Here is a 23,656-nt window from a genome sequence, read left to right on the forward strand (position 1 = left end):
TTCGGAAAGAATCGGTGTAGAGCCCAGACTGGAATAATTATCACTGTAATATTCACCAGCACGATACAGTGCCTCACGGAGAGGCGTACCACGATAGGTATTATAACCACTGATCGAACTTGGGATTATTTCCGATTCGACAATAGCATCCCTGACCTCTTCAAGATGATTGTTGCCGCTATCACTATTTGTCACCAGCTCAACCACAACCCCCAGGACATTGGTTACATACTGAATGATCGAGTCAAAAATATTATCAACTTCAACTTTTTTCGAAGTACTAGCCCCAGGATTTATCGTAATAAAGCCTGTGCGATATTCAATACCGGAAAGTAGCTCCAAACCAGCAGCCTTACCGACACTCAAACGACTCCTGTAGTAAGTAAACCAGTTGGCATAATTGACCTTCTGCGCAGTCGTCAAGTCAGAGACAGACCTCTTGATACTACAGTCGCTTCCAGTATAATAACGATAATTCAGGCTAGAGTCCGTAAGATCGACTTTATTGTTTTTACTATCCCCCGCACTAAAATCTATCCATGCCGCAGTAGGATCCATATTATCATAGCGTTCATCACCATCACCTTTTTTCCAAGGTAGATAGGTTTGATCTGGGTCATATGCCTGAGTATTCTGCGATGAACAAAAGAACTTGTTGGATAAATTGGTGCGAGGTCTGAACACAATCGAGCACCCGGAAACTTGGCAGTAATAGGACTTATAGTACCAAGTATAAATCAGATTATAACCCTGTTCGTATTCACCACCTTCGAAGGTATCCTCGAATGACATCGAGCCCGAATCATCCAGTACCAGCAGGACGTTGGGGGTAACGCCGACGCTCTGGGTAGTGGGCAACTGGAGTAGCGTGTCGCTGTCTGCCAGCACGGGCAGGGTGACCATCAGCAGTCCGCCTGACAGCAAGGCTGGCAGGTGAAGACGACGCAAGTCGCTGCGGCGAGGTGAGTGCTTCGATTTCATCGATAGATTCCCTTCAATCGGCCATCATGATTTCGCTTTGCACCACTGCCAGTGCACGCTTCTTGCTATCAGGGTCACCTGCGCTCTCAAGACTCCAGCCAGCGGCCGTGATGCGGAAGGCATTCAACAACTTGCTGCTGCTCAGGTTATCGTCATTCAGAACGCCTTCCGTCGTCTCCCCGAGGTACTCGATGACATAGTTGCCGTTGTCAGCCGCATCACCGCTCAAGACACCCTCTCCCTCCCAGGCGTCTGCCTGCAGAGGATCGAAGCCCAGCTCCTCCCCCGCCGTCACGTCGTAGAAGCCGTCCCCATCGAAATCATCCAGGGTCAGCTCCCCCTCGAGCAGACGACTCTCCGCCTGTTGCTGAAGGCTCTCAGCCTCCGCATAGGCGTTGTCGTAGAACTGGGTATTCATCAACATGCGGGTCTGCAACTGGGTATCTTCATTGCCTGTCACCGCCATCACGCCCACCACGATCAGCATGATCAGCACGACCAGCAATGCCATGCCTTGCTGGCGTGGCGGCCGGGGAGAACTTGACTGGTTCATAGGCCGATATTCCTCGGACTCAGAGTGATATCGAAGGTGCGTTGCAACTCACCGTTCCCCTCACCCTCGACGTTGATCGTCGGCGGCGTCTTGAGGGTCAGGCTGATGTGGATCCGTCTGACACTGCTCCAATCGTTCGCGGCTTCCACCTCCGCCACGCTACGCTCCACGGCAAAGCGGCTCGCACTACCGCTGCCGGAGGCCGTATCGAAGGTCAGGTTGAACGCTTCGACGTATCGCGCCACTTCTTCGCCACAGCCTGCTGCCGGATCGCCATTGAGATCCTCGCCGTTCAGACAGAGCCGAACGGGGGAATCGTCATCGGCCTGTGACAGCAACAGGTACCAACGCTGCAGTGGATAGACATACGCCTGGGTCTGTATGGTGCCGCCATAGCCGTGCTCGACGGCGCTCGACAGATCGAGCGAGTTGTTGCCATCGCCCGAGAGGCGTGCAATGTCGCCGCTCTCGCAGTCGCTGATCAGCACGACGCTATCCGTTTCCAGTGTGCCGGAGGTGTAGTCTTCCAGGGTCAGCGAGGTATCGCCCTGGGCGACGCTCGCCCCGAGTTGCCAACCGCGCTGCGCTCCCAGCGCCGGTACCTGCAAGGCCAGACGGTCGTAGGTGATCCCCGCCACCGTGTCGGACTCGGCCGTCAGAGGAGAATCGGACAGCGCATGGCTGCCGGTACCATCACTGACACTGCTCACCGACGCACAGCCGGAAAAGCCGGCATTGCGCACCAATGGCTGCAGGCGGCGTGTGACATGGCGCGCAGACTCCTGCAGGTAAGACACGGCAGACGTGGTGTTGAGGGTAGAGCGCGAGGACAGAAAGTATTCCAGCGCCATGGCGGAAATGAACAGTCCCAGCACCAGCGCCAGCATCAATTCGACCAGGCCGACGCCTTGCTGGGCACGCCGTGAGGGAATCGAGCGCGATGCCCGAGGCGAGCGCGATGCAAAGGCTCGCAGCGAGGGGAAGGCTTTCGACGACATCAAGGCACCACGCGTATCTGTAGGGTCTCGCTCAATGCCTGGGCATCGGCGTCCATGCTGTCTTCGTTCTGCCCGAGCTGCGCGGCGCCGCTCCAGCCAAGGGTCAGAGTGAGAAGATCACTACCGCTACTGGCGATGGAGCCGACCGGCGCGTTCAGACTGCTGTCCTCGAGCCTGTCCGCCCACACCGCCACGTCACGGGCGGCAAGCTCGGCAACACTGCAGGGACACCCCCCCGGATTTCCTGCCCCCGCGGTGGAAAGACCATCATAGTCATCCACACCATCGGGGTTGGCCTGGATGCGCTCAGCCATGCTGACCAGGAGAATACGAGCTTCGGTGCGCGCATAACTCTCGTTGTTGGCCTGCAGGCTCTCCATCTGCATGAGCCCGAAACCCAGCAATGTCAGCCCCATCAACAGCAGCGCGATCAACGCCTCAAGCAGGCTGGTACCTTGCTGACCGTCGCTTGCGCGGGACACGCCAAGCTCAGCAACTCTGGTCATCGCTGCCATAAGTCTCCGTCAATACTCGTCCGATGGGCGTCAATTCAAGCTGGCGATGACCCTGCCCGCCCGACTGGTCGCAGATCAACAACCAGGTGGAATCAGAGGTCGCACCCTGATCATCGAAGGTCACGCCGGTGACATCTGCCTGCACGGTGATGGCGGCATCGAACAGGCGCAACAGATCATCGCCCAGCGATACTCGTGCATCCGCCTGAGTGCCCTGCACGACCGCCCAGCCATTGCTCCAGCGGGTCGAATTCATGCAGGCATCACCCGCGGCATTCAGCGGACAGAGCGTGATGCTGCCACCACTGGCCACCGCCTCGCTGCGCGCGTAGTTGACCGAGGCAATGAGTGTCTCGGCGGTACTGGTCACGGCATTGCGCGCGACCACTCCCTGCCAGGCGGGGACGGCGATCGTGATCGTGATGACCAGCACCGCCAACGTGATCATCAGCTCGATCAACGTGAATCCTTGCTGCCCCTCCTGCTGACGTGTGCGTCGAAGCACATGCAAAACTGACATCGTCATATCCCTGAGAAACACGCAGGCGAAGGTGCCCTTCGCGATGTGAAATGGGGCAATGTAACGTCAACCAGCCACATAATGGAATTATTATGTTACATAGAATTACCTGACATCCCACAAATTACTCATATTCATCATTGTTTCATCTTTGGTGGCGCGAGTTTCTGGACAACGAAAAGCCCCGATCCAAAAGAATCGGGGCTCGTGTCTGCTGCAAACGGATGGCAGGGTGTGCTGCGTTACCAGCAATTGCTACTGTCGGTGCCTTCTGAATCTGCCAATACCGCAGCTCCCTTGATACCCAGCTCCGTCAACGTGAAAGTGGCACAGTCCTCATCATTGGCCTGACTGCCCGTGGCAGTGGCCGTCAGCGTATAGCTGTCGGCGTCCCCCGCGACGGCCAGTGTATAGAAGCCCTCCTCGCTGGCCGTATCCGCCTGTCCAAGCCCGATCCCGTCTCCGCCGAGCCCCAGAGCATCATCACAGTCCGTGGCGGTAGTCACACTGGCGGTCGCATATTCTCCGCAGGTGGCCATGATGCGCTCCTGGGTCTGAGCAAGCGCCAGCAGGGACGTGATGGCATCCGTGCGGCGTGAGCGCTCCACCTGATCCTGATAGCTGGGATAGGCGATAGCGGCCAGGATTCCGATGATGGCCACGGCAATCATCAGCTCCATCAAGCCGAAACCACCTTGTGATCGAGAACCGCCAGTTCGTCTGATCATCAACGCCCCCTGCGAAGCAGCGTGATATCGATCACCGGTCTTGGCTCACCGCGCGGATCGAAGCGTACCTCGACCTCCTGCCCCGGATTGAGGTGGAATGCCTGAAGTTCTCGCCCATTGCGATTGAGGACGCGCGTGGTGGGCAGGATCACGAACCCCATGTCGTTGAGCTGCAGCTGGTCCCCCTCCACCTGATCAATCACGCCTGTGACGGTCTGCTCCATGTCCAGCTGAATCAAGGTATCTGCCGCCATGGCCGTCCCGCCCCACCCCGTGAGGAGTGCACAGGCTGCCAGCATCCATGCGCCGCCGCTCCGCTGCCACTTGTGTCGTGATATCTGCATGTTCCCTCTCCTAGCGCAGCTGGTACCAGGCACTACGGCCTTCCAGTCCATCGATCCCGAAGTCCATGGCCATCTCGACCACCTGATTGGTACCGCCCTGACCGACGTACTGGGTATCTCCCAGGAACTTGGGCGAGGTGGGCTCCCCGTCCGTCTTTATCGACAGCACGACCTGATTGTTGACGTTGTCGCTGGCATCCACCTTGCCGTCGCCATTGTAGTCAAAGACCTGCTGGACACTGTTGTTGCTGCGGACCGGTTGCAGACCATTACGCAGGCTGAGGGCATTCAACCAGCCGCTGGCACCACCGGTACAGGGGCCATTGCTGCCCGGGATCGTGGTATTGAAGACGATCAGATCGCCACGTACTGCCGGAATCGTCACCAGACGCTCCCCGGAATCGGAAAGCTCCACATACCACCCGTACTGGATGCCATTGTTGTTCTGATTGGCATAATCGACACCCACACCGGTGACGGTACGTGCATCACTGACCCCGGTGATGTTCGTGAAGCTCTGCTTTTCCAGCTGTCCGTGATAACGGCGCGTCGTGTCGCCCGTGTGCAATACGCTATAGAAAGACTGCGTCGAGGTGTCGATGGCATCCTGCAGTGTCAACAGTTGCCCCGTCCCCCAATAGACATTCAGGTACGGCGTATCGACGGTACTGTTGAAGACACCGCTGCGTGCCACGGCCACCCGCGAGGTGATGGGCTGGCGCGAAGCCGTCGGACAGGTCGATGTCGTGCTGTTCAGAGCCACCGCACATGACTGGAACAGGCGCGACGTCTCGCCGCTCCCCACGTCATCCAACGAGAAATCACGCATGTCGAACACCCAGACGTTGCCGTGAAGATCACCCGCGTAGACCCAATCGGTAATGCCATCGGCATCGATGTCCGCCAGCTCCGGGCTCGACATGCCATTGCAGTCGCTGTTGGCTGACGTGCAGGAACCCCCGGCATTGCTGCCCTGCTGTGAATCCAGCAGCGCGAAGTTTTCCGGGTCCTCCAGGTCCACGATGAACAGTTTGGCACGCCCGTCACTATCCGCGTTGTAGCCATTGCCGAAGATGGCGTACCACTTGCCATCATCAAGTCGAGCAACCTGAATGTCGCTGAAGGTGTAACCGAGATCCTCGTGGGTGAATTCCCACTGCACGATATCCGCCGGCGAGGTGCCATTGGACTCCCCCAGCGTGTCGAAGGCTTCGGGATCCGTGATATCCAGCATGTAGACCGCCTTGCCACCCGCGCCAAGCCCCCCCACCAGGACCGAATGCCAGCTGGGAGCGTCTTCCTCTCCCAGTTGTACGTGGACATCGCGCGCGACAGGCGTGGCATCGACGTAATACTGGTGAACATAATTCTGGTCGGCGAGCTGACGAATGCCACGCCCTCCCTCGATGCTGAAAGCGGCATATGGCATGTAGGCGAATTTCTCTTCCCCGCTTTCCATGTCGATGGCGTGCAACATGCCATCATTGGCACCGATGTAGATCATCGACTGGCGATCTTCATGCAAGGTCTTGAAGGAGCGGTACGAAGACACTTCCATGTCATTGCGGTAGCTGGCGGAAGGCGGGCCGACGATGGCCGGCGAGGCGTGGACGATATCACCGAGATAGTTGTCGTCACGATCACGGAACAAGGTACCTTCATAGGTATCATCGCCCTTGAGATAGCCGATGAGATTCTCGAGCTCCGACGTTCTCACGGCAAGCGGGGTGCCATTGAGTTTCAGGAAGGTGCCACTGGTATCCAGGATCTGCCCTGTCAACTGCGTCACGGTATCGCCGACCAGGTCCAGCACTCCGCTCTGTCCACCGGTCAGTCCCACGGCATTGGCAAGGCCATTGCCATTGCCCAACCCCAGACCCAGCCCGTTGCCGATGATGCCAGATACTCCATTTGCAGCTTCACGCACGGAGATCAGCACGGCATCGGTCAACAGCGTCTCGTCCAGGAAACCGACGAGGTCGAGAATCTGTTCCGCCTCCAATGAGCCGGCCTCCTCGATATCAAAGAAGAAGGCCTTCTCGTCAACTTCCGCGATTCCCGGGTTATAGGTAATTACCTTGCGACTGGAGCTACGGCTATCATCATCACGCAACCACTCCGCGACGGACCAATCCGAGGTGGCGCTCAAGGTGCCATTGGTGCCGATCTTTCGTGCAACGACATCGCCCGACCAATCAGCGGGATCATAGATGGTCTGAATCACGTACGCGCCGCTGGTCTGCCCACCACTGCTGATGTCCAGGCTACCGGTACTGGCCGCGCGTCCTGCGATCGACTGAGCGATATTGTTCAACGCATCAATCAATGCCTGCGGGTTGGCGGCGCTGAGATATTCACCACGCCCGTTCCAGGCCGCATGGCGCAGATCGTCGATGGTGGTATTGGCGTTGGCAACCGGCTGCGGCCAGGTAAAGGCAGACTCGAGATCAGCAGGGTTCTCGGACAGTGAGCCATCCACACCGAAACCGACGGTGTAGGTCACCATGTGCTGAGCGGAATTTTCATCCACTCCCGGTATGGTCGGCACGCTGTCGATCAAGTCAGTCCGCAGGTCCTCGCGATAATATTTCATCGCGACATCGCCAAGCGTATTGGAATAGCTGTCACGGTGACTGGCACTGATGAAGTCGCCGCTGCCACCGTCGACGTTGCCGACGCTGGGACTGGAGCCATTCCAGTAGCCATCGGTCATCATGATGGAATAGTTTTGCTGGCACATGCCGCCCTCATCCGCACTCAGAATGGGGGCCGAACGACCAGTGCTGGAGTAATACTCCCCGGCATTCTTGAGCGCGGTACGCAGAGGGGTGCCACCGGAGGGATAGGCGGTAAACAGCTCCTCCAGCAGGGCTTCACGTTCATCAGTATCCGTCATATCCGCAACGTTGCGATTGTTGCGGCCCTGGATGGTGCGCAGCCCCACCCGGGACTCATTGGCGTTGATCACACCGGCCATGGCGGATTTGGCCACCAGCATGCGGTCGCGATAGTAGGTGAACCAGTTGGCGAAATTGACTTGCTGAGCCGCGGACAGATCTTCTACTTCAACGACATGATCGTCGTCCAGATACAGGCGCCCCGAATTGTTGCTATAGACGCCGCATTCACCGTAGTCATAGTCCCCATCACCATTGTCGTCCCAGCGGACGTAGTAGGCGTCATCGCTCATCCTGGCCAAGCTGGTAGGCTCGTAGGGATCTTCACGGACATTCGACAGGCTCATGTTCTGATAGGCGATTCCCGCTCGATCAGCTCCCGCCCAGGGGGTGTAGGTCAGCGCAGGGTTGTAGGCCATGACATTGAAGCCCATGCAGGCCCCGATCGCCCCGCCAAGATCCGTATAGGAAACGATACGATCATCAGCATCATGGTTGTTCTCTATCCAGATCCCGCTCTTGGAATACACCCCTGTGTAACCCATCAGCGAGGAAGCCGGCTGGAGACTCCAGTGTTCCACCCCCTTGTTGAGAGTATCCTCCCAGGCCATGCTGCCCGAATCATCAAGGATGAACAGAATATTGGGCTGAACACCGGTGGCTTCCGTCACTGGCGCACGAGCGATTTCCCCGGGAGCCGCCAGGCAAGGCAGAGCGAAAAGGCATAGGGCACCACTCAGCAGATAACGCATGTTCATGCTCCTCTCAGAAGTAAGGGCCCAGTTCCAACTCGCTTTGCACCACTGTCCAGGAGGCACCATTGCCGCCTCCCAGGCCCATTGCACTGACGCGGAAGGCATCCAGGCGCGTACCGACCGCATTCAATTCGTTGCTGGTATTCAGTGGGGGCTGACCGACCTTGCCCAGATACTCGATCACGTACGCCCCGATCACCGCGCCGTCATCATCCAGCGTATCGATGCCATTGGCCTGCCAATCCGCTTCAGAGAGCGGGTTGATCGGCGGCGCATCCTCAGGGAGTGCCAGCATCAGCCCAGCCGAGTCATCGAAATCGCCCAGTTCCCAGGCGCCATTCTCCAGACCCTCCTGCAACGCCCGCTCACCGATGCTGAGGCTGGTCTCGGCGTTGTAATAGGACTGCTCGAAGTTACGGCTGTTGACGGCCATCCGGGTCTGCAACTGACTGTCCTCCACGCCGGTGACGGCCAGCAGACCGATCACCACCAGCATGACCAGCACGATCAGCAGCGCGATGCCTTGCTGATGCGCGGGCCCCCTCGTTGCCGCACAGGGCCCGGATGTTGACGGCGATGTATGCATCAGCTGCCCCTCAGTTGCAGATTGCGCGGCGTGAACGTGAGATTGAAGGTGCGTGTCAGACGGCCATCGTTATCTCCGCCCGGCACCACGCCTGGCAGGCTCTCGAGCGTCAGGGCGATCTCGATGCGACGCACCTCATCCCAACGGTCTTCGCTGCGAACCGTGGCGGCAGGCACCTTGACCCGATCGACACTGCCGTTGCCGGTGGTGTCCAGACTGAAGCTGACATCGAAGCCCTCGACGCCAGAGGCCAGCTCTTCGCGCGCAAAGGTGGCATCGATGCGATCGAGATACAGCGCACGCACCGAGCTGTCATTGGCCTGATCATCCAGCCGGAGCTCCCAGGCCTGCACCGGATACAGATAGGCGTTCGATGACTGTGAACTGCCATAGGAACGCGACAGGGTATCGTTGGTCTCGATACTGCCCTGGGTCGTCCCCGATACCTTGAAGACATCGGTGCTGTTGCAATCACTGACCAGCGCGAACTCGTCGGTCACGAAGGCCGCTTCACTGCCATTGCGCACGCTCAGCGGTCCGCCCAGTGAGGTCATGCTGCTGATGAGCGTGGTCTCATCGCCATCCTTGCTGGCGGCGACGAACGTCAGATTGAAATAGCTGAGGCTACGCTGGGTACGCTGCTGCCCACCGAAGGGCGCCGTGAGATCGTGGGAGTCATCCACTGAACTGGCATTGGTGATATCACGACTGTTGGCACACCCCGCGTAGCCCACATTGCGCATGAGGGGCTGAAGCCGGAACGAGACATAACGCGCCGACTCCTGAAGATAGGACAGGGCTTCCTGGGTACTCACGGTACTGCGTGACGTCGAGAACATCTGCACCGCCATCGCCGTGATCAGCAGACCCAGCACCAGACTGATCATCAGTTCGACTAGGCCAACCCCCGCCTGATGCGCGCGAGAGGCTGGAGAGCGAGAGAACTTCTTGCCAGCGATAGAGACACGCGGGTTCATGGCTCCACCTCGAAGCGATATGCCTGGATATCCATTCCACCATTGAGCGTATCGCTCCATTGCACCTGGACACTGACGTCATGCACCCCGATACCGGCACCGCCGACCAGGCGCTCGTCTACCGTCACGTTGCCGACACCGCTGGTCAGAGTGGAACCCTGAATGGCCGTTCGCCAGTCGATCACATCCTGATTGGCCAACTGAGCAGGCGTGCAGTCTGACGAGCATCCATTGTCCGGTGGGTCCTGCGTATCGGCACCATCGTATTGCGCAATGGCTTCGAGATTGGCCCGGATGCGCTCGGCCATGTCCAATGACAGCAGCTGTGCCACCGTATTGCTGTAACTGACGCGCTGGTGCTGCAACGTCTGCACCTGCAGCAGCCCCAACCCCAGCAAGGAGACACCAAGCAGCAGCACGGCCACCAGCGCCTCGATCAGACCGACGCCACGCTGTCGATGCGCCGTCGCGATCTTCGGAGGGTTACGCCTTGTCATGAGCAATCACCTCCCGTCTCGAGTCTCACGCGCCCTGAAGGCGCCACCACCACGGAAGTGGAATCCGAGGCTGCGCAGAACACCAGCGTGCTGTTGCCGCTGTTGAGTGTGCCGCGATCATTGAAGGTGATACGACTGGCACCGCCGGATTGCGCCACCGAGTTGCTGCCCTGATGAACCCACATGCGATCCCCTGCCGTGAAATTGGCCCCACTGCCTTCATACACCACCCAGCCATTCGACCAGTCCGCATCGCAGACAGTGGGATTCGGCGTGGCAACGCTCGGAGCATAGGGACAGACGCTGACCATGGTGCCGCGACTGGTCGCGGCACTGCGTGCCATCGCCAGGGCATGCGTCAGGGCGCGAACGTCGGACTCCACCTGAGAGCGCTGTACCATCCCTTGCCAGGCAGGCACCGCCCAGGCAGCGATGATGGCGATGATCGCCACCGTCACCACCAGCTCGATCAGCGTGAAACCGCGTGAATGACGCATGATGTCAGGCTCCCCGGCCTCTCGTGGCCTCTCATGCAACGCGAAAGGCAGTTCTCTCCCGACCCGATGTCGAGAGGATGGTCTCGCAGACTTCACCAACACCGCCCCCCTCCTTCCGCGCCGGTATTCATGACCTCATCCATCCACAGAATGCCGCAGTCATCGTTGAGCTGTGCTCCCTGCGGAGTGGCTTGCAACACGAAGGTGCTCGGCGTGAGGCTGCGATAGGAGATCAGGTAACGCAGATTGCCGCCGGCATCCTCGATACTGCTGACGCCATCGGCTGGCAACTCACCCTCCAGCACCGGCGCCTCGGAGAAATCGTGTCCATAGAAGCCATGCAACTGCCTGGCCTGCTGGCCCAGCGCCTGCTGAGCATGAGAACGCCAGCTGCGCTCCATGTACCCGAGATAGGATGGCACTGCTACCGCCGCCAGAATCCCGATGATCGCGACCACCATCATGACTTCGATGAGCGTGAAGCCTCGTGCTCCTCTGGGCCCGCACGCTCCCGCTGCCCCGCGTCGTGCACGAGCACCGATGACGCTTTTGGCTAGGGGATGGCATGGCATGCCGATATCTCCAGAGGTGGCTTACCCTCCATTATGTATCATTTTCGTAACTGAGCATTACATTTTTTTTCATATATCCTCAGGCCAGATCAACGCTCACCGGAATGATCAGGGCATTTAGAACATGCGCAATAACTCACAAAGAGCCAGATATTGCGGATCAGACATGAAAAAAGCCGCGACAGAGTCGCGGCTTTCAGATGACCAATGACTTACAGAGCGTTACAGCTCGCGAATCTGATCCGAGGCGATCAAGCGCTCCTTGAGCTCCTTGGGCATGGAGAAGACGATATTCTCCTCCTGACCTTCCAGTTCCTCGGGCGCCGAAGCCCCCAGTGCCATCAGGCGATCGATCACGCCCTGCACCAGCACTTCGGGCGCACTTGCGCCTGCCGTGATCCCGATACTGCCGATACCCTCGAGCCAGGCGGCCTCGATCTGCTCGGCATCATCGATCAACCAGGCTGGGGTCTGCATGCGCTCGGCCAGTTCGCGCAAGCGATTGGAGTTGGAGCTGTTGGGGCTGCCGACCACCAGCACCACATCGCAGGCTTCTGCCAGCATGCGTACGGCGTCCTGACGATTCTGGGTCGCGTAGCAGATATCGTCCTTGCGCGGCCCCTGAATCGCCGGGAAGCGTTCGCGCAGCGCATCGATCACACGCGCCGTGTCATCCATGGACAGTGTGGTCTGGGTGACGAAGGCCAGCTGATCCGGGTCCTTGACCTCCAGGCGCGCCACATCGGACTCGTCCTCCACCAGGTGGATGGTGCCACCCTTGGAGGTGTCATAGCGACCCATGGTGCCCTCGACTTCCGGGTGACCCTCATGGCCGATCAGCACGCAATCCTGGCCCTTGCGCGCATAGCGCAGCACTTCCATGTGCACCTTGGTCACCAGCGGACAGGTGGCATCGAAGACCTTGAGGTTGCGACGCTCGGCCTCTTCCTGCACCGCACGCGAGACACCGTGGGCCGAGAAGATGACGATGACGTCATCCGGCACTTCGTGCAGTTCCTCGACGAAGATGGCGCCGCGCTCCTTGAGGGAGTCGACTACGAAGCGATTGTGCACCACCTCGTGACGCACGTAGATCGGCGGCCCGAACACGTCGAGCGCCCCGTTGACGATATCGATGGCGCGATCCACTCCGGCGCAGAAACCGCGCGGGTTGGCCAGCTTGATCTGCATGACAGGCTCCGCTTGATGGCAAGGGGCACACGTGTGAGGCGCCCCTGGAAAAGAAGACTCAGTGCGTGGTCGCGGGGGAGACGGACAGCACCTCGACCTCGAAGGTCAGGGTACGCCCGGCCAGCGGGTGGTTGAAGTCGACCTTGACGTCACGCTCATCGATCTCGCGAATGATGCCCGGCAGCTCCGAGCCTGACGGCTCGGCGAAGGACATCACCATGCCGACCTCGATCTCGTCATCGAAGCTCTTGCGCGCCACGGTCTGGACATTCTGCGGATTGTGCTGACCGAAGGCATGCTCCGGCGTGACCGTGAAGCTGCCGGTCTCACCTGCCGCCATGCCCATGATCGGCCGCTCGAAGCCCGGCGGCAGATTGCCATCGCCTACCTGGAAGGTGGCCGGCGTCTTGTCGAAGGTGGAATCCACTTCGGTACCGTCTTCCAGACGCAGACGGAAATGGAGGCTGACCTCCATGTTTTCGGCGATACGATATTCGCTCATGCTGACCTCGTTTGCGCCACTCACTCGGAGCGGCCACGGAAGGATTCGATGATCAGTGCCACGGCTCCCAGGCTGATGGCGACGTCCGCCACATTGAAGGCCGGGAAGAAGGCATTGCCCCAGTGGAAGGACAGGAAGTCCACCACGTAACCATGCACGACACGATCATAAAGATTGCCCAGTGCGCCACCCAGTACCAGCGCGATGCCCAGCGCCGTGAAGGTCTCGTGACGCTTGAGGCGCGCAAGCCAGATGCTCAGACCGATGGCCGCCACCACGGCGATGCCGGCGAACAGCCAGCGCTGCCAGCCGTCATGACCGGCCAGGAAACTGAAGGCCGCGCCGGTATTGTGCAGCAGCGTCAGATTGAAGACCGGCAGCACCTCGTTGGCCTGACCGTAGATCAAAGAACTGCTGGCCAACCACTTGGTGGTCAGATCCAGCACCACGATCACCACTGACAGCCACAGCCAGCGCAACGGCGAACGCATCGGCTCACTGGCGGCCGAGCCGGCCTCACTGGCAGGCGGTTGTGAAGAAGACGTCATGTTACCTTCCTGTCGGGGATGCCATGGGCATCCCTGCATGAAATGAATCCGTCGGCGGCAAGACACGAACGCCGGGCCAGAGCCCGGCGTTCGATATCAGCGCTCAGCGGAGGCTGAACGATGCCGCGGTCGCGTCAGCGATCACGCGAAGTGACGCGTCTCGCCTTCGCCATCCGGCAGGTTGGTCACGCAGCGGCCACACAGGGTCGGATGTTCCGGCAGGGTGCCGACTTCCGGACGGTGGTGCCAGCAACGCTCGCACTTGGCATTCTCGCTGACCTTGACCGCCACCTTGAGGCCGGACACTTCGGTCTCTTCTGCGTCACCCGCAGCATCGAGAGGCGCCAGGGTCACGCCGCTGGTCAGCATCACGAAGCGCAGCTCGTCGCCGAGACTTGCCAGCAGTGCTTTTAGCTCGTCATTGACGTAGAGGGTGACTTCCGCCGCCAGGCCATTCTTGACCAGACCGGCGTTGCGCGCACCTTCCAGCGTCTTGTTGACCGCCTGCTTGACGTGCAGCACCTGCTCCCAGAACTCACGCCCCATGGGGGCATCATCCGCCAGCGTGGTCAGGCCGGTGTAGGCCGTCTCCAGGAAGATGGTGTCCTTGCGCGGGCCCGGGATGTTGGCGTAGATCTCTTCTCCGGTGAAGGAGAGGATCGGCGCCATCCAGCGTGCCAGCGCCTCGATCACGTGATACAGCGCCGTCTGACAGCTGCGACGCGCACGCGAGTTCGGCTGCGTGGTGTACTGGCGGTCCTTGATGACATCCAGATAGAAGCCGCCCAGCTCACGCGAGCAGAAGGTCAGCACCTGCTGATAGATATCGAGGAAGCGGTATTCCTCGTAGGCCAGCTCGACACGTGCCTGCAGCTGGGCGGCACGATCGACCACCCACTGGTCCAGCGCCAGCATGTCGTCGAAGGCCAGCGCATCACGCTCGGGCTCGAAACCGTTCAGGTTGGACAGCAGGAAGCGCGAGGTGTTGCGAATGCGGCGATAGGCATCGGCAGTCCGCTTGAGGATCTCGTCCGAGACGGCCATCTCACCGGAATAGTCATTGGAGGACACCCACAGGCGCAGAATGTCGGCACCCAACTTGTCCATCACCTGCTGCGGCGCAACCACGTTGCCGACCGACTTGGACATCTTGCGGCCCTGAGCATCGACGGTGAAACCGTGAGTCAGCAGTGCCTTGTACGGTGCGTGGCCGTCGATGGCACAGCCGGTCAGCAGTGACGAGTGGAACCAGCCACGGTGCTGGTCGGAGCCTTCCAGGTACAGGTCGGCACGCGGACCTTCCTCGTGACCATGCGGGTGCGAGCCACGCAGCACATGCCAGTGGGTCGTGCCGGAATCGAACCACACGTCCAGCGTGTCGGTGACCTTCTCGTAGTTCTCGGCCTCTTCGCCCAGCAGCTCCTGGCTGTCGAGTGACCACCAGGCATCGATGCCGTGCTCGGCGACGCGATCCGCGACCGCTTCCATCAGCGCGACGCTGTCAGGGTGCAGTTCGCCAGTGGCGCGATGCAGGAACAGCGGAATCGGCACGCCCCAGTTGCGCTGACGCGAGATGCACCAGTCAGGGCGGTTGGCGATCATGCTCTTCAGGCGCGCCTGGCCCCAGGCCGGGATGAAGGTGGTGTCCTCGATGGCGGACAGCGCCTTGTCACGCAGGGTCACGCCATCGGTGCCGGCGATGTCCATGCCGACGAACCACTGGGCCGTGGCGCGATAGATGACCGGCGTCTTGTGGCGCCAGCAGTGCATGTAGCTATGGGTGATCTTCTCGTGCGCCATCAGCGCGCCGAGTTCTTCCAGACGCGCGACGATGTTCGGGTTGGCCTTCCAGATGAACTGGCCACCGAATTCCGGCAGGTCCGGCACGTACACGCCGTTGCCCTGCACCGGGCTTTCGATCTCGTCGAAGCTCATGCCGTAACGACGGCAGGTATGGAAATCATCCTCACCATAGGCCGGCGCGGAGTGAACGATACCGGTACCGGCACCTGTCTCGACATAGTCAGCCAGATAGACCGGCGACAGACGATCGTAGATCGGATGACGGAAGTTGAGATTCTCCAGTGCCGCGCCATTGACGGTCGCCAGTGTCTCGCCACTCAGCCCGAAGCGCGCCAGGCTGTCCTCGACCAGCTCCTCGGCGAGCACCAGCAGGCGCTCGCCGGTATCGACCAGCGAGTAGACGAAGTCCGGGTGAACGTTGAGCGCCTGGTTGGCCGGGATGGTCCACGGGGTGGTGGTCCAGATCACGATCGCCGCCGGCTTGCTCAGTGACTCGAGGCCGAAGGCCTTGGCCAGCGCCGCGCTGTCGTCTGCCGCGAAGGCGACATCGATGGCGTCAGAGGTCTTGTCGGCGTATTCGACTTCCGCTTCCGCAAGCGCAGAGCCACAGTCGAAGCACCAGTTGACCGGCTTCAGGCCCTTGAAGACATAACCGCCCTTGACCATCTCGGCCAGCGCACGGATCTCACCGGCTTCGTTGGCGAAGTCCATGGAGCGATACGGGTTGCCCCAGTCACCGACGATGCCGAGACGGATGAACTCGTGCTTCTGACCTTCCACCTGCACGCCCGCGTATTCGCGGCACAGGTGACGGGCTTTCTCGGACTCGAGATGCTTGCCGTGGGTGGTCTCGACCTTATGCTCGATGGGCAGACCATGACAGTCCCAGCCCGGCACGTAAGGCGCATCGAAGCCCGCCATCGTCTTGGACTTGACGATGATGTCCTTGAGAATCTTGTTGACGGCGTGACCGATGTGAATATTGCCGTTGGCATAGGGAGGGCCGTCGTGGAGCACGAAGCTCGGACGGCCCTTGCCTGCTTCACGCAGACGCGCGTAGAGGTCAATCTCGTTCCAGCGGGCCAGTTGGTCCGGCTCACGCTTGGGGAGATTGCCGCGCATCGGGAAGTCGGTATCGGGCAGATTCAAAGTGTGCTTGTAGTCGCTCATAGCCTTTCGGGTCAGCCGTCGTGGGGGCGGGAAGCCTGAGCTTCCCGAGCTGTGGAATCAGACACCTCAGCAGTGCCGTGTAAGGGTGCCGTCGGCGCATTCATCAGTGCGCTCAGCGGACGGCTGGCCAGCGGCAGGTCAGCCATCGAGGTCATGCAATCGAGCAATGCCTGCTCATCACTGGCGGGCGTCTCGCCTGCGGCCAGCGCGAAGAAGCGGCGTGCCAATGCGATATCGGCGTAGATGGCGGCCTTGAGAGCTTCCAGGCCATCGAAGCGCTGCTCGCCACGCAGGAAGGCACAGAAGCTGACACGCATCGACTGGCCATAGAGGTCCTCCGCGAAGTCCAGCAGGTGAACCTCAAGGACCGGGCGCGGCGTGCCGACCGTCGGGCGCCAGCCGATATTGGCCACCGCCGGGCAGGCGCGGCCATCGGCCAGATGCGCCATCACCGCGTAGACGCCGGAGACCGCCAGCGGCGCATTCGGCAGCGGCAGATTGGCGGTCGGCACGCCGATGGTACGCCCCAGCTGACGGTCCGCGACCACGCGCCCCTGCCAGTGATGGGCTCGTCCCAGCAATCTGGCGGCCAATGCCATATCACCCGCGGCCAGTACCTTGCGCACGCGAGTGCTGGACACACGCTCACCGGCGATCTCGAAGGTGCGGGTATGCTCCACCGCGAAGCCCTCGGCGGCGCCGATGCGCTCCAGCAGCGCGAAGTCACCGGCACGATCACAGCCGAAGCGGAAGTCGTCGCCGACCACCAGGTGGCGCACGCCGAGACCATCGATCAGTACCTGCTCGATGAATTCACGGGCCGACAATGAGCGCAGCGCCTCATTGAAGGGCAGGCACAGCACGCGCTCGGCGCCGTGGCTACCCAGCAGGCGGACCTTTTCCGCCAGTCGCGTCAGGCGTGGCGGCGCCTTGTCACCCGCGAAGAACTCGCGCGGCTGCGGCTCGAACACCACCACCGTGGCCGGCAGCCCATAGGCCGCCGCGCGCTCGCGCAGTTGCTCCAGAATCGCCTGGTGGCCGAGGTGCACCCCATCGAAATTGCCGATGGTGGCCACGCAGCCGCGACTGCCATCCTGCTTGCGCAGGCGGGCGAGATTGTGGAGTCCTCTGATCAAGTCCATGCGTGCATCACACAAGCCGCCGAAAGTGGTCGATTATAGCGAAGGGGCACGGCGCTGACAGCCACCGTTGCCCCACCAGAGAGAAAACTGCTGGAACGCGAGATGTGAATCGGGAGTCGGGGCTCAGCCCTGCATGCGGAAGTGGCGCGGACGTATGCCGCAAAGCCCCAACCACAGCGCATAGACCAGCACACCGCCGACGACCAGCGCCCCCATCATCGCACAGCGCTCCCACAGGCCCCAACCGAGCCAGGTGGTCCAGTCCGGTGACAGCCACAGCAGGCCGCCGCCCATCAGGGCGCAACCGCCAATCAGCGTCAGTGAATAGCGCCCCCAGCCCGGCTGGAAGCGCAGCACACCCTCGCGATACAGGCCACGCGCCAACAGCCCGGCATTCAGGAAGGCCGACAGCGCAGTGGCCAATGCCAGGCCCGCATGGGCCAACGGCACGATCAGCGCGAGGTTGAAGGCCATGTTGGCGACCATCGCGATGATGCCGATCTTGACCGGCGTCTTCGTGTCCTGACGCGCATAGAAGCCCGGTGCCAGCACCTTGATCAGCATGAAGGCCAGCAGCCCGAAGCTGTAGGCCCGCAGGCTCTGGGCCGACATCACCACATCATTGTCCGTCATCGCCCCATAGTGGAACAACGTGATCAGCAGCGGCTCCGCGAGCACGCCCAGCGCCAGCGCCGCCGGCACGCCGATCAACAATACCGAACGCAGCGCCCAGTCGAGCATCTTCTGGAAGTGCTCCAGCGACTGCTCCGCGTGACGCTTGGAGAGCGCCGGCAGAATCACGGTGCCGATGGCGATGCCGATGATGCCCAGCGGCAGTTCGACCAGCCGGTCGGAGTAATAGAGCCACGACACGCTGCCGGTGACCAGAAACGAGGCCAGCACGGTATCCAGCAGCAGGTTGATCTGCGAGACCGAGACCCCGAACAGCGCCGGTGTCATCAACTTGAGGATGCGCCGCACGCCTTCGTGGGCGAAGTTCGGCCATGGCTTGGGCATCAGGCCAAGACGCAGCAGGAACGGCACCTGGAACAGCAGCTGCACGCCACCGGCGATCAACACGCCCCAGGCCAGCGCCATGGCGGGTGTCTCGAAACGCGGTGCCAGCAACAGCGCCGCACCGATCAGGCTCAGGTTGAGCAGCACCGGGGTGATGGCCGGCACCGCGAAGCGATTCCAGGTATTGAGCACGCTGCCGGCGAAGGCGGTCAGCGAGATCAGCAACAGATAGGGGAAGGTCAGGCGCAGCATGTCACCGGTCAGCGCCAGCTTGCCGGCATCGTCACCGAACCCGGGCGCGAAGACCCACACCAGCCAGGGCGCGCACAGCATCGCCAGCGCCGTGATCAGCGCCAGAATGACGCCGAGACTGCCACTGACGGCATCCAGCAACTCGCGGACCTCTTCCCGCGTGCGCCGGGTCGCATACTCGGACAGCACCGGAATGAAGGCCTGATTGAAGGCCCCCTCGGCGAACAGACGACGCATGAAGTTGGGGATCTTGAAGGCCACGAAGAAGGCATCCGCCCCGCTGCCTGCCCCCAGCAGACTGGCGATGATCACGTCTCGCGCCAGCCCCAGCACCCGCGACAGCATCGTCATCACGCTGACGATCAGTCCGGAGCGCAGCAGTCCCGCGCGCACCGGCAGGCTGTCTCCACTGCTGGTCTCTGCCTGAGCCGTCGCCTGAGAGCCAGTCTGCACGGCCTGGCGACCCGACTCCTTCCCGACATCCTGATCGCCTCTGGGCGACTCATCCTGCGGCTTGCTCACCCTGACACCCCTTTCACTTCCCTGATCCGATACCGATGCCATCCAACACGATAGACAGACACAAAAAAACCGGCCGAAGCCGGTTTTTTCACGCGAACACGTCTCAGACAGCCAGTGCCTTGACGCGTGCGTTCAGACGGCTCTTGACGCGAGCGGCCTTCTTCTTGGACAGGATGTCCTTGTCGGCGTAACGGTCGAGGACCTTCTGCGCGACATTGAAAGCGGCCATGGAAGCAGCGTGGTCACCAGTCTTGACGGCCTTCAGCACGTTCTTGACGCTGGTACGCACGGCGGAACGCTGTGCGGAGTTGTGCTGACGACGGACTTCAGCCTGACGAGCGCGCTTGCGAGCTTGCTTGGAGTTTGCCACTTTGATGCTCCTTATGAGTCCACCCGTAGGCGCGTACTCATGAACTTGAATTTGGAAGACGTTGTCGCGGGGCGACAGCGGGTCCGGTCATCTCTCGCTTTCGACACTTGACGTGAAGACCATAGAGAAATCAGCGACTTGACGTGGAAGCCCCGCCAAGCCTTCGCCATCGGAGCGGACCAGCTCCCGACAGGACGGCAGAGTCTAGCATGGCCGGACGGATGACTGCCAGTATGAGGCCCGCATCGGCAGGCCTCATGCGCCCTACAGCACGATGAGGTTGTCGCGATGGATCAGCTCCGGCGCCTCGATATAGCCCAGCGCAGCCTCGATCTGATGACTCGGCAGCCCCAGGATGCGCTCGGCATCGACCGCGGAATAGTTGACCAGCCCCTTGGCGATCCGCGCGCCGGATTCATCGACACACTGCACCAGGTCACCGCGCTTGAAGGCTCCCTCGATCTTCTTCACGCCCACCGGCAGCAGGCTGGAACCACGCGTGGTCAGCACGCTGACGGCACCGGCATCCAGCGTCAGGGTGCCCCGCACCTGCAGTTGCCCGGCGATCCAGCGCTTGCGCGCCGCGATCGGCGCATGCTCGGGCAGCAGCAGGGTACCGAAGCGCTCGCCAGCGGCCAGGCGCGTGATCACGTCAGGCTGGCGGCCGGAGGCAATCACCGTCAGCGCGCCGCTGCGGGCTGCCAGGCGCGCCGCCCGCACCTTGGTGGCCATGCCGCCACGCCCCAGCACCCCGCCGCCACCGGCGACCTTGACCAGCATCGGGTCATCGGCCTGCGCTTCCTCGATCAGCCTGGCCGCCGGATCATGGCGCGGGTCGGCGTCGTACAGCCCTTCCTGATCGGTGAGCAGCAACAGGGCATCGGCTTCCAGCAGATTGGCGACCAGCGCGCCGAGCGTATCGTTGTCACCGAAGCGAATCTCGTCGGTGACGACAGTGTCATTCTCGTTGATCACCGGCACCACGCGCAGCTCCACCAGGGTGCGCAGCGCCGAGCGTGCATTCAGGTAACGCTTGCGATTGGAGAGATCGTCGTGGGTCAGCAGAATCTGGGCGGTGGTCAGGCCGTGACGATGGAAATGCTCTTCATAGCACTGGGTCAGGCCATTCTGGCCGACCGCCGCCGCGGCCTGCAGCTCATGCACGCCACTGGGTCGCGCCGTCCAGCCAAGCCGGGACATGCCGACGGCGATCGCGCCGGAAGACACCACGATCACCTCGATGCCACGCGCATGCAGTGCCGCGATCTGGTCGACCCAACGCCCGATACCGGCATCGTCCAGCCCGCGGCCGTCGTCGGTCAGCAGCGCACTGCCGATCTTGACCACCACGCGCCGCGCCCGGGCCAATGCCTCACGTCCGACCCGACTGCCCATCTCCGCCACTTCCGCCACCTTCTGCTCCGCCACCGCGCTATCTCCTGTCATGTGGTCTCCCGCCCCGCTCGGCAGGCTGTGACTGCCCCGTCGCGTCATTGTCCGCTCCCGCCCCGCTGCTGTCATCACCCTCGAGCGGCACCTGCAACGAAAACGCCCCGCCGCGAGACCTGAAGGCTCGGGGCGGGGCGTGAATCGCGAAGCGGGTCGCTCGTCACTCAGTGACTGCCTCGCAGGGCAGCCACCGGACGAACCTCGACCTCAGGGCGCGTATTCGACCTCGACGTCGTAATCGTCGTCATTGAAGTCGTCATCGTCCTCTTCTTCGTCACCCTTCTTGCGCTTGCGACGTGTCAGGCGCTCTTCAGCGCGCTCCAGCGACTCGTTCTCCATCCGCGCCAGCAGGGCGGCATGCGCCTCGGCAGCTTCCGGATCTTCCGCCAGCTGCAGGCGTTGCTCGCCCAGCCAGCGGTGTGCGGCCTGCACCAGCTCCTGAGTGCCGATACCACTGGCCGCGGAGACGACGAACAGCTCACCTTCCCAGCCCAGACGCTCGACGAGGTCCTTGACCATCGCCTCGCGATCCTCTTCCGCCAGCAGATCGATCTTGTTGATCACCAGCCAGCGCGGCAGCTCCGTGAGTGCCGAGGAGAAGTTCTTGAGCTCATTGAGAATCGCCTCGACCGCGTGGACCGGGTCGCTCTCGTCGAAGGGCGCGATATCCACCACATGCAGCAACAGGCGCGTACGCGTCAGGTGCTTGAGGAAGCGCAGCCCCAGGCCGGCACCATCCGCCGCCCCTTCGATCAGGCCGGGAATGTCGGCCATCACGAAGTGCTGGTGGCTACCGATCTTCACGACGCCAAGGTTCGGCACCAGCGTGGTGAAGGGGTAGTTGGCGACCTTGGGCTTGGCCGCGGAGACGGCGCGAATCAGCGTCGACTTGCCGGCATTCGGCATGCCCAGCAGGCCGACATCCGCCATCACCTTCATCTCGAGACGCAGGTTGCGACGCTCACCCCAGGTGCCCTTGGAGGTCTGGCGCGGCGCGCGATTGGTGGAGGACTTGAAGTGGATGTTGCCCAGACCACGACGCCCACCCTGCGCAACCAGCACCAGCTGGCCGATTTCCGTCACGTCACCGATGATCTCGAGGGTTTCCTCGTCGATCACGGTAGTGCCGACCGGCACCTTGACGATCAGGTCCTCACCCGCCTTGCCCGCCATCTGACGGCCCTGGCCGGCGTCACCGCTCTCGGCCTGGTAATAGCGCTGGAACTTGAAGTCGATCAGGGTATTGAGGGAATCATCCCCGATCAGGTACACACTGCCGCCGTGCCCGCCGTCACCCCCATCGGGGCCACCACGCGGCACGTATTTCTCACGGCGAAAACTCAGGCAACCATTGCCGCCACGTCCGGCCTCGACAATGATCGACGCTTCATCAAGGAACTGCATGCTGCTCTCTCCTGACGACGACCCGGGCCGTCATGCGACAAAAAAGCCCCGCCTGAGCGGGGCTTCCTTGCAGACCGTCATACGATACCGGGGCATCGTCCAGTCTGCGTAAGCTGTCAGACGTTTCAGGCAGAAACGATGCTGACGAACTTGCGGTTCTTCGGACCCTTGGTCTCGAACTTCACGTGGCCGTCGGCCAGAGCGAAGAGAGTGTGGTCCTTGCCGATGCCAACGCCAGTACCGGCGTGGAAACGGGTGCCGCGCTGACGCACGATGATGTTGCCGGCGATAGCCGCTTGGCCACCGAACAGCTTCACACCAAGGCGCTTGGATTCAGAATCGCGACCGTTGCGGGTAGAGCCCGCCGCCTTCTTATGTGCCATTGGATAATTCTCCTATGGTGGGTAGCGCTGCAATTACGCAGAGATACCAGTGATCTTGACTTCGGTGAACCACTGACGGTGGCCCGCACGACGCATGGAGTGCTTCCGGCGACGGAACTTGATGATGGTGACCTTGTCGCCACGGCCGTGAGACACGACCTCGGCAGCAACCTTGGCACCTTCAACCAGCGGAGCGCCGACCTTGATGTCGTCGCCTTCAGCGACCATCAGGACTTCGTCGAACTGGATAGTTTCGCCAGTGGCGACTTCAAGCTTCTCGAGCTTCAGGGTCTGGCCTTCCTGAACGCGGTACTGCTTGCCACCGCTCTTGATAACTGCGTACATGATTCTCTCCATCGAACTCATCAAGGGTGTGCTCTTGGGTGGCCTGCTGCGAGTGGCGCCCCTTCTGGAGCCATCTGACAGGGAGCGGGATGAGTCACGGCCGCGTATTATAGCGCCGCGTGCCGCGATCGACAAGCA

At 61.4% G+C, this 23,656-nt stretch carries 23 protein-coding genes; all 23 read right to left on the reverse strand.

Annotated elements, in window-relative coordinates:
* Positions 1 to 994: 994 nt before the first annotated feature.
* The 23 genes from AC26AR_RS15725 to rplU all read right to left on the reverse strand — a co-directional run bounded on the left by AC26AR_RS15725 (position 995) and on the right by rplU (position 23,518).
* Entirely contained in the window at positions 995 to 1,534 is a 540-nt protein-coding gene (locus tag AC26AR_RS15725; protein WP_488107308.1) for a pilus assembly PilX family protein, read from the reverse strand.
* Positions 1,531 to 2,532 carry a PilW family protein gene (locus tag AC26AR_RS15730; RefSeq protein WP_488107309.1) on the reverse strand — a complete coding sequence of 334 codons (1,002 nt, stop codon included), beginning with the start codon at positions 2,530 to 2,532 and terminating at the stop codon, positions 1,531 to 1,533. Before AC26AR_RS15730 ends, AC26AR_RS15725 begins: the two co-directional genes overlap by 4 nt.
* Positions 2,532 to 3,038 carry a hypothetical protein gene (locus AC26AR_RS15735; protein ID WP_166020087.1) on the reverse strand — a complete coding sequence of 169 codons (507 nt, stop codon included), beginning with the start codon at positions 3,036 to 3,038 and terminating at the stop codon, positions 2,532 to 2,534. Before AC26AR_RS15735 ends, AC26AR_RS15730 begins: the two co-directional genes overlap by 1 nt.
* The gene (locus AC26AR_RS15740; protein WP_488107310.1) at positions 3,022 to 3,567 is read right to left on the reverse strand and encodes a GspH/FimT family pseudopilin; all 546 of its coding nucleotides are present in this window, start codon (positions 3,565 to 3,567) and stop codon (positions 3,022 to 3,024) included. The genes AC26AR_RS15735 and AC26AR_RS15740 overlap by 17 nt, the downstream gene beginning before the upstream one ends.
* A gap of 242 nt (positions 3,568 to 3,809) precedes the next feature.
* A complete protein-coding gene (locus AC26AR_RS15745) occupies positions 3,810 to 4,295 on the reverse strand; it encodes a type IV pilin protein (RefSeq protein WP_084207762.1) in 486 nt (161 codons plus the stop codon).
* Positions 4,295 to 4,639, reverse strand: coding sequence for a hypothetical protein (locus AC26AR_RS15750; protein WP_077373450.1), 345 nt, complete (start codon positions 4,637 to 4,639; stop codon positions 4,295 to 4,297). The genes AC26AR_RS15745 and AC26AR_RS15750 overlap by 1 nt, the downstream gene beginning before the upstream one ends.
* A 10-nt stretch (positions 4,640 to 4,649) precedes the next feature.
* A complete protein-coding gene (locus AC26AR_RS15755; protein WP_488107311.1) occupies positions 4,650 to 8,288 on the reverse strand; it encodes a pilus assembly protein in 3,639 nt (1,212 codons plus the stop codon).
* Between the two features lie 13 nt (positions 8,289 to 8,301).
* On the reverse strand, positions 8,302 to 8,877 hold the full coding sequence (locus tag AC26AR_RS15760; RefSeq protein ID WP_488107312.1) for a pilus assembly PilX family protein: 576 nt from the start codon (positions 8,875 to 8,877) through the stop codon (positions 8,302 to 8,304).
* On the reverse strand, positions 8,877 to 9,854 hold the full coding sequence (locus tag AC26AR_RS15765) for a PilW family protein (protein ID WP_167592954.1): 978 nt from the start codon (positions 9,852 to 9,854) through the stop codon (positions 8,877 to 8,879). Before AC26AR_RS15765 ends, AC26AR_RS15760 begins: the two co-directional genes overlap by 1 nt.
* Positions 9,851 to 10,351: a type IV pilus modification protein PilV gene (gene pilV / locus AC26AR_RS15770; protein WP_077373441.1), complete on the reverse strand. Its 501-nt coding sequence runs from the start codon at positions 10,349 to 10,351 to the stop codon at positions 9,851 to 9,853. Before pilV ends, AC26AR_RS15765 begins: the two co-directional genes overlap by 4 nt.
* A complete protein-coding gene (locus AC26AR_RS15775) occupies positions 10,348 to 10,848 on the reverse strand; it encodes a GspH/FimT family pseudopilin (RefSeq protein WP_077373519.1) in 501 nt (166 codons plus the stop codon). Before AC26AR_RS15775 ends, pilV begins: the two co-directional genes overlap by 4 nt.
* A 92-nt stretch (positions 10,849 to 10,940) precedes the next feature.
* Entirely contained in the window at positions 10,941 to 11,312 is a 372-nt protein-coding gene (locus tag AC26AR_RS15780; protein WP_488107313.1) for a type IV pilin protein, read from the reverse strand.
* A 330-nt stretch (positions 11,313 to 11,642) separates the two neighbouring features.
* Entirely contained in the window at positions 11,643 to 12,611 is a 969-nt protein-coding gene (gene ispH, locus AC26AR_RS15785) for a 4-hydroxy-3-methylbut-2-enyl diphosphate reductase (RefSeq protein ID WP_077373435.1), read from the reverse strand.
* Positions 12,612 to 12,669: 58 nt separating this feature from the next.
* The gene (gene fkpB / locus AC26AR_RS15790) at positions 12,670 to 13,113 is read right to left on the reverse strand and encodes an FKBP-type peptidyl-prolyl cis-trans isomerase (protein WP_077373432.1); all 444 of its coding nucleotides are present in this window, start codon (positions 13,111 to 13,113) and stop codon (positions 12,670 to 12,672) included.
* Between the two features lie 20 nt (positions 13,114 to 13,133).
* Entirely contained in the window at positions 13,134 to 13,661 is a 528-nt protein-coding gene (gene lspA, locus AC26AR_RS15795) for a signal peptidase II (RefSeq protein WP_240499635.1), read from the reverse strand.
* Between the two features lie 141 nt (positions 13,662 to 13,802).
* A complete protein-coding gene (gene ileS / locus AC26AR_RS15800; protein ID WP_488107314.1) occupies positions 13,803 to 16,634 on the reverse strand; it encodes an isoleucine--tRNA ligase in 2,832 nt (943 codons plus the stop codon).
* Positions 16,635 to 16,645: 11 nt separating this feature from the next.
* Positions 16,646 to 17,776 (reverse strand): bifunctional riboflavin kinase/FAD synthetase, encoded by a 1,131-nt coding sequence (ribF, locus tag AC26AR_RS15805; RefSeq protein ID WP_077373426.1) that lies wholly within the window; start codon positions 17,774 to 17,776, stop codon positions 16,646 to 16,648.
* 123 nt (positions 17,777 to 17,899) lie between these two features.
* Positions 17,900 to 19,444 (reverse strand): murein biosynthesis integral membrane protein MurJ, encoded by a 1,545-nt coding sequence (gene murJ / locus AC26AR_RS15810; protein WP_371861107.1) that lies wholly within the window; start codon positions 19,442 to 19,444, stop codon positions 17,900 to 17,902.
* A 226-nt stretch (positions 19,445 to 19,670) separates the two neighbouring features.
* A complete protein-coding gene (gene rpsT, locus AC26AR_RS15815) occupies positions 19,671 to 19,937 on the reverse strand; it encodes a 30S ribosomal protein S20 (protein ID WP_077373420.1) in 267 nt (88 codons plus the stop codon).
* A 264-nt stretch (positions 19,938 to 20,201) separates the two neighbouring features.
* Entirely contained in the window at positions 20,202 to 21,332 is a 1,131-nt protein-coding gene (gene proB, locus AC26AR_RS15820; RefSeq protein WP_077373512.1) for a glutamate 5-kinase, read from the reverse strand.
* A gap of 261 nt (positions 21,333 to 21,593) precedes the next feature.
* On the reverse strand, positions 21,594 to 22,790 hold the full coding sequence (gene cgtA / locus AC26AR_RS15825; RefSeq protein ID WP_271303371.1) for an Obg family GTPase CgtA: 1,197 nt from the start codon (positions 22,788 to 22,790) through the stop codon (positions 21,594 to 21,596).
* Positions 22,791 to 22,915: 125 nt separating this feature from the next.
* Entirely contained in the window at positions 22,916 to 23,173 is a 258-nt protein-coding gene (gene rpmA, locus AC26AR_RS15830) for a 50S ribosomal protein L27 (protein WP_043335969.1), read from the reverse strand.
* A 33-nt stretch (positions 23,174 to 23,206) separates the two neighbouring features.
* On the reverse strand, positions 23,207 to 23,518 hold the full coding sequence (gene rplU, locus AC26AR_RS15835; RefSeq protein WP_065392479.1) for a 50S ribosomal protein L21: 312 nt from the start codon (positions 23,516 to 23,518) through the stop codon (positions 23,207 to 23,209).
* Positions 23,519 to 23,656 lie beyond the last annotated feature (138 nt).

This window comes from Cobetia sp. PS-4MA, assembly GCF_057670765.1.

What these genes read in the sequence shown, in the direction of transcription:
- AC26AR_RS15775 (WP_077373519.1), bottom strand. Translation starts at nt 10,848, where the DNA reads ATGCGTCATTCACGCGGTTTCACGCTGATCGAGCTGGTGGTGACGGTG.
- ispH (WP_077373435.1), bottom strand. Translation starts at nt 12,611, where the DNA reads ATGCAGATCAAGCTGGCCAACCCGCGCGGTTTCTGCGCCGGAGTGGAT.
- AC26AR_RS15780 (WP_488107313.1), bottom strand. Translation starts at nt 11,312, where the DNA reads ATGATGGTGGTCGCGATCATCGGGATTCTGGCGGCGGTAGCAGTGCCA.
- fkpB (WP_077373432.1), bottom strand. Translation starts at nt 13,113, where the DNA reads ATGAGCGAATATCGTATCGCCGAAAACATGGAGGTCAGCCTCCATTTC.
- ribF (WP_077373426.1), bottom strand. Translation starts at nt 17,776, where the DNA reads ATGGACTTGATCAGAGGACTCCACAATCTCGCCCGCCTGCGCAAGCAG.
- AC26AR_RS15755 (WP_488107311.1), bottom strand. Translation starts at nt 8,288, where the DNA reads ATGCGTTATCTGCTGAGTGGTGCCCTATGCCTTTTCGCTCTGCCTTGC.
- AC26AR_RS15740 (WP_488107310.1), bottom strand. Translation starts at nt 3,567, where the DNA reads ATGTCAGTTTTGCATGTGCTTCGACGCACACGTCAGCAGGAGGGGCAG.
- AC26AR_RS15730 (WP_488107309.1), bottom strand. Translation starts at nt 2,532, where the DNA reads ATGTCGTCGAAAGCCTTCCCCTCGCTGCGAGCCTTTGCATCGCGCTCG.
- rpmA (WP_043335969.1), bottom strand. Translation starts at nt 23,173, where the DNA reads ATGGCACATAAGAAGGCGGCGGGCTCTACCCGCAACGGTCGCGATTCT.
- AC26AR_RS15760 (WP_488107312.1), bottom strand. Translation starts at nt 8,877, where the DNA reads ATGCATACATCGCCGTCAACATCCGGGCCCTGTGCGGCAACGAGGGGG.
- ileS (WP_488107314.1), bottom strand. Translation starts at nt 16,634, where the DNA reads ATGAGCGACTACAAGCACACTTTGAATCTGCCCGATACCGACTTCCCG.
- AC26AR_RS15725 (WP_488107308.1), bottom strand. Translation starts at nt 1,534, where the DNA reads ATGAACCAGTCAAGTTCTCCCCGGCCGCCACGCCAGCAAGGCATGGCA.
- rplU (WP_065392479.1), bottom strand. Translation starts at nt 23,518, where the DNA reads ATGTACGCAGTTATCAAGAGCGGTGGCAAGCAGTACCGCGTTCAGGAA.
- cgtA (WP_271303371.1), bottom strand. Translation starts at nt 22,790, where the DNA reads ATGCAGTTCCTTGATGAAGCGTCGATCATTGTCGAGGCCGGACGTGGC.
- AC26AR_RS15735 (WP_166020087.1), bottom strand. Translation starts at nt 3,038, where the DNA reads ATGACCAGAGTTGCTGAGCTTGGCGTGTCCCGCGCAAGCGACGGTCAG.
- pilV (WP_077373441.1), bottom strand. Translation starts at nt 10,351, where the DNA reads ATGACAAGGCGTAACCCTCCGAAGATCGCGACGGCGCATCGACAGCGT.
- AC26AR_RS15745 (WP_084207762.1), bottom strand. Translation starts at nt 4,295, where the DNA reads ATGATCAGACGAACTGGCGGTTCTCGATCACAAGGTGGTTTCGGCTTG.
- AC26AR_RS15765 (WP_167592954.1), bottom strand. Translation starts at nt 9,854, where the DNA reads ATGAACCCGCGTGTCTCTATCGCTGGCAAGAAGTTCTCTCGCTCTCCA.
- AC26AR_RS15750 (WP_077373450.1), bottom strand. Translation starts at nt 4,639, where the DNA reads ATGCAGATATCACGACACAAGTGGCAGCGGAGCGGCGGCGCATGGATG.
- proB (WP_077373512.1), bottom strand. Translation starts at nt 21,332, where the DNA reads ATGGGCAGTCGGGTCGGACGTGAGGCATTGGCCCGGGCGCGGCGCGTG.
- lspA (WP_240499635.1), bottom strand. Translation starts at nt 13,661, where the DNA reads ATGACGTCTTCTTCACAACCGCCTGCCAGTGAGGCCGGCTCGGCCGCC.